The following is a 16,617-nucleotide window of genomic DNA, read 5'->3' as shown; positions in this document are numbered from 1 at the left end:
GCCCTGCTGCTGGCGCCGGTGGTCACCGGAGCGGTCCTGCTCGTGCTGATGGCGCGGGGACGGCGTGACCGGCCCGCCGGCGGCACGCCCTCGTCGGCCGGTCCGGGGCCGGGCGGGCGACGGCGGGCCTGGGTGCTGCGGGAGCCGGAGGACGCCGGCGACCGGCCCGCCGACCGCGAACCGGCCCGGCCGGGCGGGTGACCTGACGGACCACAGGAGGGAAAGCGATGTCCGTATCGACAGATGCCGCCGCGGTGAAGGCCGAACAGCGGCGGACCTGGGACGCCGTCAGCGACGGCTGGACCCGCGAGTGGGAGACCTTCGAGCGGGGCGGCGCGGCGCTCACCGCGCGGCTGCTGGCCCTGGGTGGCGTACGGCCGGGGCACCGCGTCCTGGACGTCGCGACCGGTCCGGGGGAGCCGGCGCTCAGCGCCGCCGACATCGTCGGCCCGGCCGGCACGGTCACCGGCGTCGACCTCTCCCCCGCCATGCTCGCCGTGGCCCGCCGCCGGGCCGAGGGCCGGCGCAACGTCAACTTCCTCGTCGCCGACCTGGAGACGGTGGAGCTGCCGCCGCACGCGTTCGACGTGGTGCTCAGCCGGCTCGGCCTGATGTTCGCCGTCGACCCCGGCGCCGCGTTCGGCCGGATCGCCCGGCTGCTCGTCCCGGGCGGCGTGCTCGCCGCGGCGGTGTGGGCGCCACCGCCGCGGGTGCCGCTGATGTCCCTCGGGTACGGCGTGCTCGCGCGCCGGCTGGACCTGCCGTCCGGGCCACCGGACGCCCCCGGCCCGTACCGCCTGTGCGATCCGGAGGCGCTGGCGGCCGGGCTGACCGACGCCGGCCTGCGGGACGTGACAGTCGAGGAGTACCCGGTCCCGTTCCGGTTCCACGACCCGGCCGAGTACGCGCGGTTCACCCGGGCGGTGGCGCCGCCACCGGTACGCCGCCGGGTCGAGGCGCTCGATCCGGCCGGGCGGGACGCGCTCTGGGCGGAGGTGGCCGCCGCCGCCGAGGGACGCGCCGGCTCGGACGGACTGGTCGACCTGACCTCGACCGCGCTCACCGTCCGCGCGGTCGCCCCGGCCTGACCTCCATCCATCGCTACGAAAGGACCGAGATGACCACCGAACTGCAACGCCGCAAGCTGGAGAAGGTCTTCGCCTCGTACGACGCCGACGGGGACGGCGTCATCGACGGGCTGGACATCACCGCGATGGCCCAGATCTGGTGCGACACGTACGGCGTGGCGCCGTACTCGCCGGGCTGGCGGCGGATCCACGGCGCGGCGGCCCGGATGTGGCGCGGTATGCGCGGCAGCGACGGGCCCGACGGCGAGAAGCGGGTGACGGTCGCCGAGTGGGTGGCGTGGGCCGACAAGCCGGAGTTCCCGGAGTTCGTGACGAACGCGGCGGTGCCGTTCAGCCTGGCCGTGTTCGACGTGGCCGACGCGGACCGGGACGGGCGCATCAACCACGCGGAGATGTTCGCGGCGCAGAGCAAGAGCGGCATGCGCTCGGAGGACACGCAACGGATCTTCGACCGGCTCGACACCGACCGGGACGGCTACCTCACCAGCGAGGAGTACGGCCGGGCGGCGCACGAGTTCTACCTCAGCGCCGACCCGGACGCGCCGGGCAACGTGATCGCCGGGGAGCTCTGAGCGGCCGGACGCCCGGCCGCCGGTCCGTGTGGGCCGGTGGCCGGGCGTCGGTCGTTCAGCGGGTACGGCGGCGCGCGGTCATCGGCAGCGCGTCGACGGGCATGGTCATGGCCGGCACGGGCTTCGGCTCGTGGCCGGGCACCGGCTCCAGCCGCCAGCGGGCGGCGATGCTGGCCAGCGAGACGATCATCTCGGTCCAGGCGAACTGGTCGCCGATGCAGCCGTGCACGCCGGTGGCGAACGGCATGAACGCGCCGCGGGGCAGCGTCCGGGCCCGTTCCGGCAGCCACCGGTCCGGGTCGAAGAGCTCGGGCTCGGGGTAGATGCGCGGGTTGTGGTGCACGGCGTGGAAGCTGTAGAGCACGTCCGAGCCGGCCGGGATCAGGTAGCCGCCCAGTTCGGCGTCACGGGCGGTGACCCGGTTGTTGAACAGGCCCTGGGTGCGCAGCCGTAGCGTCTCGGAGAGCACCTGGCGGGTGTACTCCAGCGCCGGCACGTCGGCGTAGCCGGCGGCCCGTCCGTCGAGCACCCGGTCGACCTCGGCGTGCAGCCGCCGCTGCACCTCGGGGTCCGCGCCGACGTGGTGCAGCGCCCAGCAGAGCGTGTTGGCGATGGTGTTGCTGCCGGCGATGAAGAACGTCATCACCTCGTCGTGGACCTGCTCGTCGCTCATCGCGGGCCGGCCGTCCTCGTCGCGGGCGAAGAGCATCATCGACAGCAGGTCGCCGTGGTCGGTGCCGGCCGCGCGGTACTCGGCGATGACCCGGCGGATGGTCGCCCGCAGGTACTCGGCCGCGGCGTCGTAGTCGCGGTTGGCCTGGGTGGGCAGGCGGGTCAGCACGCCCGTCACGTCGGTGATCCGGCGGAACAGTCCGCCCAGGACGGTGGTGGTCGCGGCCATGAACCGGGCTCGGTCCAGGCTTCGGTCACCGGCGAAGACGACCTCGACGACGTTGGTGAGGGCCAGCTCGTCCATCTCCTTCTCGACCGCGAGGCGCTGGCCGTCGCGCCAGGAGTCGAGCTTGCCGGCGACCGTCCGGCTCATCAGCTCGGTATAGTGGATGACCTTGTTGCGGTGGAAGGCGGGCTGGATCAGCGCCCGCTGCCGGCGGTGGAACTCGCCCTCGGAGATGCCCAGGCCGTTGCCGAACATGGACCGGAAGCGCTCGGTCATCGGCCCGCCCCGGACGAAGGTGTCGCCGTCGCGCAGCAGCTCCCGCATCAGGGTCGGGTCGTTCACCACGTACGCCGGGCGCTTGCCGAGCGCGATGGTGACGACCGGCTCGCCGGACTGGAGTTCGAGCAGGAACTCGGCGGGTCGTCGTTTCATCTGCAGGCCGTGCCCGAGCACGGGCAGGCGGCCGGGCGCCGACGCGGGTGTGCGCAGGGTGGTGGTCATGGTGCGTTCCCTCGGTGTCGGGCCGCGCGGCTCGCCGCGTCGGCGGTGACGGGCCGGTCCGTCGTGCGGCGGCGGCCCGGTCGGGATCAGCGGGAGAGCAGCGCGCCGGTGGACGCGGGCCGCCCGGCGGCGTGCCAGACCCGCGACGAGCCGATGGTCTGGCCGTTGGCCAGGTCCTGAAGGGTGATCTGGACCCGCCAGGGGTCGAACTGGAGCACCTCGAAGCCGGCGTCGGCGGGGCCGTCGGGCCAGACCGCGTACGGGTCGAAGCCGCGCTGGGTCGCCTCGGCGGCGACGAGGTCCCAGACGTGGCGTTTGGTGTCGCCCGGCTCCAGCCAGGTGGCGCGGCAGTCGACGAAGACGGCGTCGTGCGCGGGTGTCCAGTAGCTGCACGAGACGTACGGGTTGCGGGCCAGGTGGGCGGTCTTGACCGGGGTGCGGGAGGTGCTGACCCAGCCGGTCGGGCCGGCGTCGCCGACCTCCCAGGAGACGTGCATGATCCGGCTGCGCGGCCGGTCGCGTCCGTCCACAGTGGCGACGGTGCACCAGCCGATCTCGGTGGTGAGCCGCAGGAAGTCGTCACGGAGGTCGGCGAAGTCGCCGACCGGGGTGCTGAACGTGGAAGGCTCCATGCCGAGATGGTAGATCCGCGCGAGCGCAGTTTGCTATATGATTCTCAATTCTTGCGGTGCCCGCTTCGGAGCGTCACCAGGCCCGCAGAATCGTGCGCAGCGCGTCGATCACCCGGGCCTGCGCGCCCTCGTCCAGCGACGGGTACATCGGCAGCGAGAAGATCTCCCCGGCCAGCCGCTCGGTCACCGGCAGTGACCCCTCGGTGTAGCCGAGGTGGGCGAAGCCGCGCATGGTGTGCACCGGCCAGCGGTAGCTGACGTTCAGCTCGATGCCGTGGCGACGCAGCGCCGCCAGGATCTCGTCGCGCCGCGGGTGCCGCACCACGTAGAGGTAGTAGACGTGCTCGTTGCCGGGCGCGGTGACCGGCAGGCCCAGGCCGGTGCCGGCGAGCCCCTCGTCGTAGCGGCGGGCGATCGCGCGGCGGGCGGCGACGTAGCGGTCCAGCCGCCGCAGCTTGCGGCGCAGGATCTCCGCCTGCACCTCGTCCAGGCGGCTGTTGCGGCCGGGCGTCTCCTCGACGTAGTAGCGGTCCTCCATCCCGTAGTACCGCAGCCGGCGCAGGCGCCGCTCCACGTCCGGGTCGGCGGTGATCGTCGCGCCGCCGTCGCCGTACGCGCCGAGCACCTTGGTCGGATAGAAGGAGAAGGCGGCGGCGTCACCGAGCGACCCGGCCACGCGGCCGTGGTGGCGCGCGCCGTGCGCCTGCGCGCAGTCCTCCAGCACCGCGAGGCCGTGCGCGGCGGCGAGCGCCCGCAGCGGCGCCATCTCGACGCACTGCCCGTAGAGGTGCACCGGGAGCAGCACCCGGGTACGCGGCGTGATCACGTCGGCGACCCGGTCGATGCGCATCAGGCAGGTCGCCTCGTCCACGTCGACGAAGACCGGCACCGCGCCCACCGCGTCGATGGCGAGCACGGTCGGCGCGGCCGTGTTGGCGACGGTGACCACCTCGTCGCCGGGGCGTACGCCCAGCGCCCAGAGGGCCAGCGAGATGGCGTCGGTGCCGTTGGCCACCCCGACGCAGTGCGGCACGCCGTGGTAGGCGGCGAACTCCCGCTCGAAGCCGCGCACGCTCTCACCGAGCACCAGCCGGCCGGAGGAGAAGACCTGGTCCACCGCGCCGAGGACGTCCTCCCGCTCGCTCTCGTACTCGGCCAGGTAGTTCCAGACTCCGACGGTCATGGCGGCGGACCTCCCCGGGAGCGTCGTCGCCGCGGCGCCTCACCCCGGCATCACCACCCCGCATCCTAGTCGCCGCCCCATCGGCTAGCTACACGTTCGTCAACCGACGTCGGTACCGGCGGCTCCCGGCCACTGGCCCGAACGGACGGAATCACCGTCGCCGCGACGCCGTCGCCGCGGACTTGGCACCAACCCTGCGGGGCGCGCGAACAGCCTTTCCCGGCAAGCCCTCAGGACTGAGCTGACCTGCCCCGACATCGGCCACTGTCGACCGCCGCGGCACCTCCGGCAATCGATGGAAATTGCGCGCAGTGGATCTCCCTGCAGTCGACTTCCCGCCAATTGACAGTTGCAATTCGGATAGTAGGCTCGCTGCCGCGGGCGCCGCTCCCCGGCACTTCTCCGTCCCCCTCGACCGCGACGCCTGGCATGTTCCGGCCTCAATCCCGCACGTGACCAGGAGGACGTCCATGCCCCGTCCACAACTGCGCGGTCCGCTCCGGCGTGCCGCCCACATCGGAGTGATCGCGCTCGTCGCCGTCAGCAGCGGCCTGGTGCCACCCCCGGCCGCGGCCGGGGCGTCCGTGCGACGGGTCACCTCGACGGTGACCGGCAGCGACGGCCAGCCGTACCGGATCACCAACCACCTGACCCGCACGGCTCAGGCCGCCGAACGTCCGGGCGCGCCCGCCCGCCAGTGGCTGCTGGTCTGGACCGGCGACGCCGCGCCCGGCCCCGACGGCAGGCCCGACCCCGACTTCCTCGCCGTCGTGGACGCCACCCCCGGCTCCCCCGACTACGGCCGGGTGGCGAACACCGTCACCGTCGACTCGGTCTTCGGCAACGAACCGCACCACATGCAGTACACCTGGCGAAAGGGCGACAAGGTGTACGCGGGCGGCCTGCTCAGCGACACCGTCTACGTCTTCGACGTCAGCCGGCTGCCCCGGGTCTCGCTCAGCGGCGTGACGCTGCCGCACGACACCCCGTGCGGCTCGGTGCCGGACGCGTTCACCGTCCTGCGCGACGGCACCGCGTACGGGTCGTACATGGGCGGGCCCGACGTCGCCGGGCCCTGCACCTACTCCGACGGGCAGACCCGCGTGGGCAACGGCTTCGCCGGCTCCCCCGGCGAGGTGGTCCGGCTCGGCGCCGACGGCCGGGTGCTGGCCGAGATGCCGGCGGCGAAGAAGACCGCCGAGGACCCGGTCTCCTGCCCCAACCAGCCGGCGCTGCCGGTGCCGACCTGCGCCAACCCGCACGGCATCGCGCTGCGCGAGGACCTGAACCGGCTGGTCACCAGCGACTTCGTCGAGGTGCGGCACGTCGTCGCCGGCCTGGTGACCGACCCCAACCTGCAGCGCCGCACGGTCCGCACGTACGACATCAGCGACCGGAACCGGCCCCGCCTGCTCTCCCTGTCCTACCTGCCCGACGGGCCCCGGGTCGACGACGAGTACAGCCGCGAGGGTCTGCTGGCCATGGAGCCCGCGGTGACGCACCAGCCCCGGCACAAGGGAGCGTTCGTGGCCACCGGGATGGGCGCGGTCTACTACACGCCGGACATCACCAAGCGGGAGCTGACCTGGCGGCAGGTGTTCGACGACGCGACCGCCTTCCGCCGTATCTACCCGCGTGACACCCCGACCAGCGCGGCCGACGGCGGCAGCTGGCTCATGGTGAGCCCGGACGACCGTTTCCTGTTCCACACGGTGATGTTCGGCGGCAACAACTCACCGGCCGTCAACGCCGAGTCCGGCATGGTGTACGTGCTGGACATCCGCCGGCTCCTGGCCGCCGGCAGCCGGACCTCGTGCCGCATCGACACGATCGCGGAGACCGTACGCGGCGGCGCCGAGCCGGACTGTCCCGCGCTGGTCAGCGCCCTGCCCATCGTGGACACCACACTCGGTGGCCCGCACTGGGGCGCGATGGACACGTTCCGGCCGGTGGCGGGCGGGAAGCACTTCCGCCAGACCGACCAGGTCTCCCGGGTGGTCACCTCGAACTACTTCGTGGCGCCCACCGGACTCGACGGTGACGCCCGGATCTGCATGGCGCTGGTCGACCCGGCGGGCCGGCTCACCGAGGACCGCACGTTCCGGGACGAGCACACCGGCCGGCGCTGTGTGAGCTTCGACCGGACGAGCTGGCCGCACGGCGACACCGGCAAGGCGAATCCGCACGGGCTGCTCTTCGCGGTGGCCGACGCGCAACTGCGCTGACCGCAACCGGCGGCGGGCGGCGGCGAGCCGCCCGCCGCCGGGCTCACACCGCCGCGGTCAGCCGGGGCACCACCTCGGCCGGGGACGGCAGCGCCGCGATCTCGGCCCGCACCTCGCCGGTCACCCGGCCCAGCTCCGCGTCGGTGAGCAGCCGGCCGATCGCGGCGGCGTCCAGCTCGTCCACCGAGCCCAGCACGTGCGCCAGCCCCCGGCCGCGCAGCAGCTCGCCGGTGACCAGCTCGTCCGGCGAGCCGGGCAGCACCAGCTGGCGGACGCCGAGCGCGGCGCAGGTCAGCGTCGTGCCGTCGCCGCCGTGGTGGATCGCGGCGGCGCAGCCGCGCAGCAACTGGTTCAGCGGCACCCAGCCGGTGGTCCGCACGTTCGGCGGCAGGTCGGCCGGAGCGGCCGACTCCCCGATCGCCAGCACGAACTCGGCGTCCAGCCCGGGCGCGGCGGCGAGCACCCGCGCGATGCCGGCGGCGAACCGGTCCGGCCCGCCGAGCGTGCCGAACGTGACAGCGATCCGGGGCCGCGCGACCGGCTCCCGCAGCCACTCGGGCAGGACCCCGCCGCCGTTGTACGGCACGTACCGCATGGAGATGTCGGCCGGTCCGCCCTCGACCAGGCTGGGCGGGGCGATGTCGACGGTCCGGATGCCCTCGGGCAGCGTCACCCCGTGCCGGCGCATCGCCACCGCGCCGGGCAGCTCGCGCAGCAGGTCGGGGGTGAACCGGGCCAGCCCGAGGCTGTGCGCCACCGCCGGCACCTTCAGCCGGGCGGCGACGACCGGGCCGACCGCGAAGATCGGGTCGTACACCACCAGGTCCGGCTGGACCCACTCGCCGAGCGCGACGTGGGCGTCGACGAACGGGTCCCAGGCCGACACGATGTACGGCTTGCGTTCCTCCATCTCCGCGATCGGGTCGGCGCCGATCGGCTCGAACAGGCGCGGCACGTCGCGGATGAACTGCGCCTGCATGTCCGAGGTGGTGCGTCCGGGCACGGCGTCCAGGACCGGCAGCCCGGCCCGGGCCACCGCCAGCGCGTCACCGGCGGTGACGAAGACGACCTCGTGCCCGGCGGCGCGGAACGCCCACCCGAGCGGTACCAGCGGGAACGCGTGGCCGATGGCCGGACCCGGCATGAACAGTACGCGCATGACTCCTGCCCTCCCTGTCGTCGCGGCGGCACGGCCGACGCCGTACCGCCGAGCCGGTGACGCCGGTCGCGCCACCTGTCGATTCCCCGCCGGCGCTACGGCGCCCGCTGACGCGGCGGCCCCGCCGCCGCCGGCTCCCCGTCGCCGGAGTAGCGGCGCAGCTCGTCGTGCCAGAAGTCGGTGACCGCCCGGCGCAGGTCGCGGTCAGTTTCGCCCGGCCGTACGCGGTGTCCGGCGCGGGCGTACGGCGCGGATCGGCCGGCGCGACCGGCTGCCCGTACTCCAGCACCGAGCCGAGATGGACCAGCCGGGGGCGGCAGGCGGCGCGGCGCAGCGCGTCGAGCAGCAGCGCGCTGAGCCGGGTGCAGCGCTCCGCCATCCGGCCGGGGTCCAGTCCCCAGCTGCTGCCGGTGGAGTCGACCACGGCGACCGGGTCCTCGGCGTCCAGCAGCCGCGCCAGCGTCCCCGGACCGGTGCCGCCGAGGTCGAGCGCGGTGAACCGGTGCCGGTCGCCGGCCGGGGCGCGGCGGGCCACCGTGAGCACGTCGTGGCCGGCGTCGGCGAAGGCGTCCGCGACATGGGCGCCGACGAACCCGGTGCCGCCGAGCACGACCACGCGTGGCCGGTCGCCGGTCACCGCGCACCTGCGGGCCGGGCGATCCACAGGCCCCACCGGAACGGCGGCGCCGTGACGTGCGCGGCGGCGAGCCCGGCCCGGGCGAACGCGGCGGCGAAGTGCTGCGGCCGGAACAGCGTCAGATCGGTCGTCGCGGTGTCGTGCCGGATGCCGGCCTCCGGGTCGGCGTACGCCTGGTGCACTGTCATCCGGATCCGGTCGCGCGCGTCGTCGAGCCACGTCGAGTGGGACAGCCGGACCACCACCCGGTCCTGCTCCTGCACCATGTCGCGGGCCACGTAGCCGGGGACGAACGTCTCCGGCGTGTACCAGGGCTCGACCGCCAGCACGCCGCCCGGCGTCAGGTGGGCGGCCAGCCGTGCGACGGTCCGGTCCAGTTCGGCGGCGCCGCGCAGGTGCGGCACCGCGAAGAGGCAGACCACCACGTCGAAGGTGTCGGCCAGATCCAGGTCGCGCATGTCGCCCTCGTGCAGGGCCACGTCCGGCACCCGGGCGCCGGCTCGGGCCAGCATCTCCGCGGACAGGTCCACGCCGGTCACCGGGGCGAAGTGGGTCCGCAGGTGCTCCAGGTGCAGCCCGGTGCCGCAGGCCACGTCGAGCAGCGAGGCGGCGGCCGGGTTCCGGCGCCGGACCGTCCGGGCGAGCGTGGCGGCCTCGGCGATGTGGTCGCGGCCCCGGTGCCGCATCACCAGGTCGTAGATCTCCGGGTATCCGGCGCGGTAGAAGCCGCGCGCCACCGATGCCGTCACCGTACGCGCACGGTGGGCACGTAGTGGATCCACCGGCCGCCGGCGGCCCGGAAGCCGGTCTCCTTCGCCATGATCTCCTCGGCGTGGTTCCAGGCGAAGAGCACCGCGTAGTCCGGGTAGGGGTCGGCGAATGCCTCGGGCGGGCGGACCGGGATGTGCGCGCCCGGGGTCAGCCGGCCCTGCTTGGCCGGGGTGGTGTCGCAGACGTACGAGATCAGCTCCGGCCCGAGCCCGCAGTAGTTGGTGACGGTGGCGCTCTTCGCGGTGGCCCCGTAGGCCGCGACGGTGCGGCCCTCCTCTCTCAGCGAGCGCAGCAGCGCGACCAGCTCGGATCGGGTACGCGCGACGGCGGCGGCGAACCGGCGCAGCGCCGCCTCCCCGGTCACTCCCTGCTCCCGTTCCTGGCGCAGCAGGTCGGCGACGGCCGGGGACGGGGTACGCGCCCCGGCGCGGGCGAGCGTGTAGCGCACCTCGCCGCCGTGCACCGGGAGCCGCCGCACGTCCACGAGCTCCAGCCCGAAGCGGGCCGCGGCGGCCCGTACCGAGTGGGCGGTGAAGTAGTAGAAGTGCTCGTCGTAGATCTGGTCGAAGGCGGTCCGGGCGAGGATGTCGCCGAGGTACGGGTCCTCGAAGACGAGGACGCCGCCGGGGGCGAGCAGCAGCCGCGCGCCGCGCAGCACCGAGTCCAGGTAGGGCAGGTGGCAGATCGTGTTGGCGGCGTAGATGACGTCGGCCGGCCCGTCGGTGGCGAGCACGTCGGCGGCGGTCTCCTCCTCGAAGAAGTCGGTACGCACCCGTACGCCCTGCCCACGGGCCAGCTCGGCCACCCCGGCGGACGGCTCGAAGCCGAGGTGGCGTACGCCGGCCGCGGCCACGGTCCGCAGCATCACCCCGTCGTTGCAGCCCAGCTCGACGCAGAACGCGCCGGGCCGGGTCAGCTCGGTGGCGAGCAGTTCCCGGCCGGTGCCGGTGAAGTGCGCGCGCATCACCGACGACAGCGACGAGCGGTACGGGTAGTCGTGGTGGAACATCCGCTCGCGCGGCACCTCCTCGACGAGCTGGACCATCGTGCAGTCGGCGCACCGGCCCACCGCGAGGCGGTAGAAGAACTCGCCGTCGAGGTCGGCCGGGCGGGGGAACGCGTCGGAGAGGGGCTGGCGGCCGAGGTCGAGCATCTCGGTCACCGGGCCGCCGCAGATCCGGCAGCCGGTGACGGCGGGGGCGGTCATCTGCCTGCTCCTTCCGGTCACCGGTGCCGGGCGGGTCAGCGCGGCTTGTGGGCGGCGATGACGACGCACCCGACCTTGGTGCGCAGGACGTCGAGCACGGCCGGCATCTCGGCGAGGAAGGCGTCGATCTTCTCGGCGCCGTGCGCGGCGGCGAGCGTGTCGCGCCGCTGCTGCACCCGCTCGTGGTAGGCGGGGAACGAACGGCTGATCTTGTCGCCGCAGCTGAGGAACTCGTCCACCACGAAGCCGGCGTCGCGGACCAGGTCGAACGCGGCCATCGGCGGGCCGGGCGGGGCGAGGGTGAAGTCGGTGAGGATCTGCCGGTCCCGCTCGGTGAGCGGGGCGTCCTCGGCGAGGTCGGTGAGCACGAGCCGGCCGCCGGGCTTGAGTACGCGGCGGATCTCGGCGAGCCACTGCCGGCGGTCCTGCGCGTGCACCAGGGACTCGAAGGCGAGCACCTTGTCGAAGGAGGCGTCGGGGTAGCTCAGCGCGGCGGCGTCGCCGAGCTCGAAGCGGACCTGGCCGCGCAGCCCGGACTCGTTGACCCGTTCCCGGGCCCGCTTGAGGTGCTCGGCGCTGTTGGTGATGCCGGTGATGTCGGCGTCGCTGCGCTGGCCGAGCCGGATGGCCGGCTCGCCGGCGCCGCAGCCGACGTCCAGCAGCCGATCGCCGGGGCGCAGGCCGAGGCGGTCGCCGACGATGTCGGTGAACCGGTTGATGGCCTCCAGGAAGGGCGTGCGGTCGTCGTCGTCCTCCCACCATCCGAAGTGGATGTTTCCGCCGAGCACCTCGACGGCCCAGGCGCCGTCGTCGTAGATCTCCGCTACCTCGTCGATTTCGGTCAGCTCGCGTGTGGACACGTCCGCTCCTCCACTCTCGGCGGCAAGTTGCTGCTTGAGAATGTTATAGCTATCGACCGACGGGTGTCCATGCGACGATCACGTGGTGGCGGAACGCGCGCGACGCGCGGATCAAGAGGCGTGACCGGAGCGAAACGTCCTGCTACTATATGTTTGTGAACACAATGTCGCGTACGGCTGGGTTGTCCGCACAGCAGACCGACACTCCCGCCATCGAGATCACACGATTGCGCAAATCCTACGGCGAGGTGCGCGCGCTCGACGGGATCGATCTGCGCGTGTCGGCCGGAAGCGTGTTCGGCGTGCTCGGCCCCAACGGCGCCGGGAAGACGACGATCGTCCGCACCCTCGCCACGCTCGTCCCGCCCGACAGCGGCGAGGTCCGCGTGCTCGGCCACGACGTGGTGCGCGAGGCCGGGGCGATCCGCGACCGGATCGGGCTGACCGGGCAATACTCGTCGGTCGACGAGGAACTGTCCGGCCGGGACAATCTCGTCCTGCTCTCCCGGCTACGCGGCTTCTCCTGGAGCGCGGCCCGCCGCCGCGCCGAGGAGCTGCTCGCCACGTTCGGCCTGGAGGAGGCCGCCGCCCGGCTGGTGCGGACCTACTCCGGCGGCATGCGCCGTCGGCTCGACATCGCCAGCAGCATGATCGTGACACCCGACCTGATGTTCCTCGACGAGCCGACCACCGGGCTGGACCCGCACAGCCGCAACCAGGTGTGGGAACTCGTCCGGGGCATGGTCGGCGAGGGCGCCACCGTCCTGCTCACCACGCAGTATCTCGACGAGGCCGACCAGCTCGCCGACCGGATCGCGGTCGTCGACCACGGCCGGGTCATCGCCGAGGGCACGCCGGTGGAGCTGAAGCGGTCGATCGGTGCGAGCGTGCTGCGGGTGCGGTTGCGCGACGCCGGGCAGCGGGAGACGGCAGAGCGGATGCTGGCGGAGGCGCTGGGCACGGCGGTGCACGCCGGCGCCGACCGGATGGAGCTGACCGCGCAGGTCGCGGCCGAGGAGGAGGCCACTCGGGCGCTGGCCGCCCTCACCGGGGCCGGCGTCGGCCTGGCCGAGTACGCCTTCGGCCACGCCACCCTGGACCAGGTGTTCCTCGCCCTCACCGGGCACCGGGCGGACGGCTCGCGGACCGAGACCGAGGAGGCGGCGTGAGCAGCATGGTGGAGACCGGCACCGGCCGTGGTGCCTCGGCGCCGTCCGCGGCGCGGCCGGCACGTCCCGGCGCGCTGTCGTCCACGCTGACCTTCGCGTGGCGGGCGGTGCAGAAGGTACGCCGCGACCCGACGCAGATCCTCGAGGCGCTCGGCGTGCCGGTCATGTTCACGCTCGTCTTCGGCTTCCTGTTCGGCGGCGCGCTGGCCGGTTCGACGTCGAGCTACATGCAGTTCTACATCCCGGGCATCGTGGTGTTCACCGGGATCATGATCAGCATGCGGATCGGCGCGGTGGTCAACCTGGACAACTCCCGGGAGGTGACCGACCGCTTCCGCGCGCTGGCCATCTGGCGGCCCGCCGCGATCGTCGGCACCCTGCTCGGCAACAACGTGCTCTACGTCGTCGGCTGCGCGGTCGCCGTGGCGGTCGGGCTCGCGGTCGGCTTCCGGCCCGACGGTGGCGTGCTCGGCGTCCTCGCCACGATCCTGATCACCCTGGTCTTCGTCTTCTCCTTCTCCTGGGTGTACGTGGTCTTCGGGCTCGCCCTGAAGTCACCGACCGCCGCCCTGAGCGCCTGCCAGGCGATCGTCTTCCCGGTGTCGTTCGTCAGCAACTTCTTCGTGCCGCAGGAGACGCTTCCCGGCTGGCTGCAGGCCGTGGTCGGCCTGAACCCGTTCGCGTTGACGGTCACCGCCGCGCGCGGCCTGGCCCATGGCACGGCGACCGCCGGTGAGGTAGGCGCGGCGCTGGTCGGCTGCGCGGCGCTGGTGGCCGTCTTCGCCCCGCTCTCCATGTTCCTGTACCGCCGGCGGGCCTGACCCCGCCACCGTTTGTACGCAGTGCCGATGACACGAGAAGGGAACACGGCTACCCCGTGGACAGCGACCGTTTGACTCAACCGCCTGCCGTCACCGCGCAGATGCTCATCCGCAGGCCCGCCGCCGAGGTCTTCGAGGCGTTCGCGGACCCGGCGGTGACCACGAAGTTCTGGTTCACCAAGAGCAGCGGCCGGCTCGAACCCGGCGCCACCGTCACCTGGGACTGGGAGATGTACGGCGTCTCCACCGTCGTCACGGTCAAGGACGTCGAGAAGAACAGCCGCATCCTGGCCGAGTGGGACCCGGAGTCCCCCACCCAGCTCGAATGGCGGTTCCTGCCGGGCGAGGGTGACACGACGCTGGTCCGGGTCACCGAGACCGGCTTCGCCGGCAGCGCCGACCAGGCCGTGGCGAAGGCGATCGACTCGATGGGCGGGTTCACCATGGTGCTCTGCGCCTGCAAGGCGCTGCTGGAGCAGGGTGTGCTGCTCAACGCGGTCGGCGACGCCCACCCGACCGGCTTCGGCGACTGACCGCCGTCGCGGCGGGCGGACCGGGCGCGACCCGGTCCGCCCGCTCAGCCGGCGTCCAGCAGCCCGCGCAGGCAGGCGATCAGGCTGCGGGCCGAGACGTTCACGTAGTTGCTGTGCCGCAGCAGTTCCGAGAGCTGGTGCAGCGTCACCCAGCGGTACTGGTCGCTCTCCAGGTCGACGTCGTCGGTCTCCACCACCAGATAGCTGCTACGGGCCCGGTAGAGCCGTCCGCCCTCCTCGGAGAGGAGCGCGCGGAACCGGACCCGCTCCGGCGGCGCGCCGAGCACCTGGTCCAGGAAGGGCGGACGCGCGGCGGCGGGCAGGTAGTCGAGCGTGGCGGGCGTGCACTGGACCGTCGGCGCCAGTTCCACCACGTCGACGAAGCCCGGTTCGACCCGGGCGTGCGCCAGCACGTGCAGCACACCGTCGAGACGGGTGGCCAGGAACGCCACCACCCCCTGGCCGCAGGGCCGCAGCATCGGCTGCGACCAGCTCGCCACCTCGCGCCCCTCGGCGTCCACGTCCACGCCGATGACCTCGAAGAACAGCCCACTGTCGTGTCGCAGGGAGACCTCGCCGAGATGCCACGCCGCCTGTCCGCGCAGCGCCGTCCGGTCGGCGTCCACCTCGGTCCGGCTGCGGACGTCGGTGATCCAGTGCAGCAGCTCGCCGGTGTGGTGCCGGCTGCCCGGCCCGGGTCGGCAGGAGCGGCGCAGCGCGGCCGTGAAGGCGTCCCCGGCCGGGCCGGCCGCCCGGGCCGTCAGCTCCGCCGGCAGGCACGAGAGCACGGTACGGATGTCCATGTTGACCAGGTCGTCGTGGCGCAGGAGCCGGTGCAGCTGGGCGAGGCTGAGCCAGCGGAACCCGGGCGGCGGCACGATGTCCTCGTCGGTGAGGACCACCATGTTGCGGTTGCGTTTGCGCAGGAACCAGGACCCGTGCTCGGACTGGCGGACGTCCACGAGCACCCGGCGCGGGTCCGGGTCGCGGAAGTGGTGCAGGAACGGCACCGGGCGGCCGCCGTGGACGCCGGTCCAGTTGCTCCGGGTGGCCTGGACGGTGGGCGCGAGCTGGTGGCCGTCCTGGTTGCCGGGCTCCGCCTTGGCCTGCACCAGCACCCGCAGCGTGTCGCCGTCGCGGCGGGCGAGCAGCCCGAGGATGCCCACCTCCGGCTGGTGCAGCACCGGCTGGTCCCAGCGGGGCACGGCCGCGCCCGGCACCTCGACGGAGAGCCCTTCCACCCGGAAGAACCGGCCGCTGCGGTGGGCCAGGACTCCGGTGTCGGCGTCCTGGCGCCAGCCGCGCAGGCCGGCCAGGGGCACGACGTCCACGCGCATCGGGGCCTGACGGCGCCAGTCGGCGAGCCACTCGTGGATGTCGGCGTCGGGGTCGGCGGTGGCGAACCGGCCGTGCTGCGGCAGCCCTGGTGGCGCGGTCGTCTCCGTCACGCGCGTACCCCCTTTGTCGACACCTACCCGTTGATCACTTCTATATCCTATAGCGAACGGCCGGCGTTAGCGCGGGTCGAGGAAGGACGAGAGGATGACTGAGGACGCGAGCGCGCCGGCGCTGCCGATGTGGCCGGACGGCGCCGACGCCGGATATGTGGCCGCGCGGCTGCGCCTCGCCGAGGCCGAACGCCGCCTGTGTGACCAGATCGAACAGGTCGCCGCCGCCCGGCGGGAGCTGCCGCTCGGCGCGCCGGTGGCCGACGTCGCGCTCACCGAGGGACCGGCCGACCTGACCGCGCCCGGCCCGTTGCGCCCCGTCCGGCTGTCCGCGCTCTTCGGCGCGCACCGCACGCTCCTCGTCTACCACCTGATGTTCCACCCGGACGCCGACGCCGCCTGCCCGATGTGCTCGATGTGGGTGGACGGGTTCCACGGCGTCGCCCACCACCTCCAGCAGCACACCGCGTTCGTGGTGGTCGGCAAGGCCCCGGCGGAGAAGCTGCGCGCCTGGGGCGCCCGGCGCGGCTGGGCCGGCCTACGGCTGCTCTCCAGCCACGGCACCGACTTCAACGCCGACCTGCGCGCCGAGCACCCGAACGGCGACCAGCGCCCGATGGTCAGCGTGCTGGTCCGCGACGGCGACGGCGTCCGGCACTTCTACAGCCAGCCGGCCAACTTCGTCGACGGCACCGAGCGCGGCATCGACCTGCTCTCCCCGGTGTGGAACGTGCTCGACCTGCTGCCGCGGGGCCGCGGCGACTGGTACGCCGCCAACACGTATCCCCCGGTTACCGACCCGGCCGATCGACCCGTGTGACAGCCGAGGAGACACGAGTGCCCGACCGCACCGCGACACCGCGTACCGCCGACGGTCGCCGGGGCGTACCCCGATCGGCCGGACGGCTCACCG

At 73.5% G+C, this 16,617-nt stretch carries 17 protein-coding genes; 8 read left to right on the top strand and 9 right to left on the bottom strand.

All coding sequences use genetic code 11. The features are described 5' to 3' along the window. The 3 genes from KBX39_RS05795 to KBX39_RS05785 form a co-directional block, all read left to right on the top strand. Positions 1 to 201: hypothetical protein (locus tag KBX39_RS05795; protein ID WP_210869470.1), on the top strand; the 201-nt coding region annotated here is incomplete at its 5' end. Between the two features lie 26 nt (positions 202 to 227). Next, positions 228 to 1,088 carry a class I SAM-dependent methyltransferase gene (locus tag KBX39_RS05790; RefSeq protein ID WP_209960939.1) on the top strand — a complete coding sequence of 287 codons (861 nt, stop codon included), beginning with the start codon at positions 228 to 230 and terminating at the stop codon, positions 1,086 to 1,088. Positions 1,089 to 1,117: 29 nt separating this feature from the next. Then, on the top strand, positions 1,118 to 1,660 hold the full coding sequence (locus KBX39_RS05785) for an EF-hand domain-containing protein (RefSeq protein ID WP_030503321.1): 543 nt from the start codon (positions 1,118 to 1,120) through the stop codon (positions 1,658 to 1,660). Between the two features lie 55 nt (positions 1,661 to 1,715). Here the strand turns inward: KBX39_RS05785 and KBX39_RS05780 are convergent, their stop codons facing one another. The 3 genes from KBX39_RS05780 to KBX39_RS05770 all read right to left on the bottom strand — a co-directional run bounded on the left by KBX39_RS05780 (position 1,716) and on the right by KBX39_RS05770 (position 4,874). Beyond that, entirely contained in the window at positions 1,716 to 3,059 is a 1,344-nt protein-coding gene (locus KBX39_RS05780; RefSeq protein WP_209960936.1) for a cytochrome P450, read from the bottom strand. Between the two features lie 86 nt (positions 3,060 to 3,145). Beyond that, positions 3,146 to 3,691 (bottom strand): pyridoxamine 5'-phosphate oxidase family protein, encoded by a 546-nt coding sequence (locus KBX39_RS05775; RefSeq protein WP_030503323.1) that lies wholly within the window; start codon positions 3,689 to 3,691, stop codon positions 3,146 to 3,148. A 73-nt stretch (positions 3,692 to 3,764) separates the two neighbouring features. After that, positions 3,765 to 4,874 (bottom strand): DegT/DnrJ/EryC1/StrS aminotransferase family protein, encoded by a 1,110-nt coding sequence (locus KBX39_RS05770; RefSeq protein WP_210869468.1) that lies wholly within the window; start codon positions 4,872 to 4,874, stop codon positions 3,765 to 3,767. A 470-nt stretch (positions 4,875 to 5,344) separates the two neighbouring features. Between KBX39_RS05770 and KBX39_RS05765 the strand changes: the two genes are divergently transcribed. Next, positions 5,345 to 7,099: a hypothetical protein gene (locus KBX39_RS05765; RefSeq protein ID WP_210869466.1), complete on the top strand. Its 1,755-nt coding sequence runs from the start codon at positions 5,345 to 5,347 to the stop codon at positions 7,097 to 7,099. 43 nt (positions 7,100 to 7,142) lie between these two features. On the opposite strand, the gene KBX39_RS05760 is transcribed toward KBX39_RS05765, so the two are convergent. From KBX39_RS05760 to KBX39_RS05740, 5 genes are read right to left on the bottom strand one after another with little or no spacing between them, the layout of a single operon-like run. Continuing rightward, a complete protein-coding gene (locus KBX39_RS05760; protein WP_210869464.1) occupies positions 7,143 to 8,258 on the bottom strand; it encodes a nucleotide disphospho-sugar-binding domain-containing protein in 1,116 nt (371 codons plus the stop codon). Continuing rightward, a complete protein-coding gene (locus tag KBX39_RS33170) occupies positions 8,146 to 8,895 on the bottom strand; it encodes an NAD-dependent epimerase/dehydratase family protein (RefSeq protein ID WP_312246305.1) in 750 nt (249 codons plus the stop codon). The genes KBX39_RS05760 and KBX39_RS33170 overlap by 113 nt, the downstream gene beginning before the upstream one ends. Then, entirely contained in the window at positions 8,892 to 9,644 is a 753-nt protein-coding gene (locus tag KBX39_RS05750; RefSeq protein ID WP_233514704.1) for a trans-aconitate 2-methyltransferase, read from the bottom strand. Before KBX39_RS05750 ends, KBX39_RS33170 begins: the two co-directional genes overlap by 4 nt. Then, positions 9,641 to 10,873 (bottom strand): class I SAM-dependent methyltransferase, encoded by a 1,233-nt coding sequence (locus tag KBX39_RS05745; protein WP_069087877.1) that lies wholly within the window; start codon positions 10,871 to 10,873, stop codon positions 9,641 to 9,643. Before KBX39_RS05745 ends, KBX39_RS05750 begins: the two co-directional genes overlap by 4 nt. A 35-nt stretch (positions 10,874 to 10,908) precedes the next feature. Next, positions 10,909 to 11,733: a cyclopropane-fatty-acyl-phospholipid synthase family protein gene (locus tag KBX39_RS05740; protein WP_043325280.1), complete on the bottom strand. Its 825-nt coding sequence runs from the start codon at positions 11,731 to 11,733 to the stop codon at positions 10,909 to 10,911. Between the two features lie 164 nt (positions 11,734 to 11,897). Here KBX39_RS05740 and KBX39_RS05735 point away from each other — a divergent pair, with 164 nt between their 5' ends. The 3 genes from KBX39_RS05735 to KBX39_RS05725 all read left to right on the top strand — a co-directional run bounded on the left by KBX39_RS05735 (position 11,898) and on the right by KBX39_RS05725 (position 14,256). Next, the gene (locus tag KBX39_RS05735) at positions 11,898 to 12,902 is read left to right on the top strand and encodes an ATP-binding cassette domain-containing protein (protein ID WP_051611109.1); all 1,005 of its coding nucleotides are present in this window, start codon (positions 11,898 to 11,900) and stop codon (positions 12,900 to 12,902) included. A gap of 5 nt (positions 12,903 to 12,907) precedes the next feature. Then, a complete protein-coding gene (locus KBX39_RS05730; RefSeq protein WP_205798118.1) occupies positions 12,908 to 13,723 on the top strand; it encodes an ABC transporter permease in 816 nt (271 codons plus the stop codon). Positions 13,724 to 13,824: 101 nt separating this feature from the next. Further along, on the top strand, positions 13,825 to 14,256 hold the full coding sequence (locus tag KBX39_RS05725; RefSeq protein ID WP_176722772.1) for an SRPBCC family protein: 432 nt from the start codon (positions 13,825 to 13,827) through the stop codon (positions 14,254 to 14,256). Positions 14,257 to 14,300: 44 nt separating this feature from the next. Here KBX39_RS05725 and KBX39_RS05720 read toward each other — a convergent pair whose 3' ends face one another. Further along, positions 14,301 to 15,704, bottom strand: a complete 1,404-nt coding sequence (locus tag KBX39_RS05720; RefSeq protein WP_064447364.1) for an NDP-hexose 2,3-dehydratase family protein — start codon at positions 15,702 to 15,704, stop codon at positions 14,301 to 14,303. Positions 15,705 to 15,798: 94 nt separating this feature from the next. On the opposite strand from KBX39_RS05720, the gene KBX39_RS05715 reads away from it, so the two are divergent. Continuing rightward, the gene (locus tag KBX39_RS05715; protein ID WP_210869462.1) at positions 15,799 to 16,524 is read left to right on the top strand and encodes a DUF899 family protein; all 726 of its coding nucleotides are present in this window, start codon (positions 15,799 to 15,801) and stop codon (positions 16,522 to 16,524) included. Positions 16,525 to 16,617: the final 93 nt, after the last annotated feature.

Source organism: Micromonospora sp. D75 (genome assembly GCF_018070405.1).
GTDB lineage: Bacteria > Actinomycetota > Actinomycetes > Mycobacteriales > Micromonosporaceae > Micromonospora > Micromonospora chalcea.
Note: the sequence above shows the minus strand (reverse complement) of the source record. Positions and strands in the feature narration are given on the sequence as shown.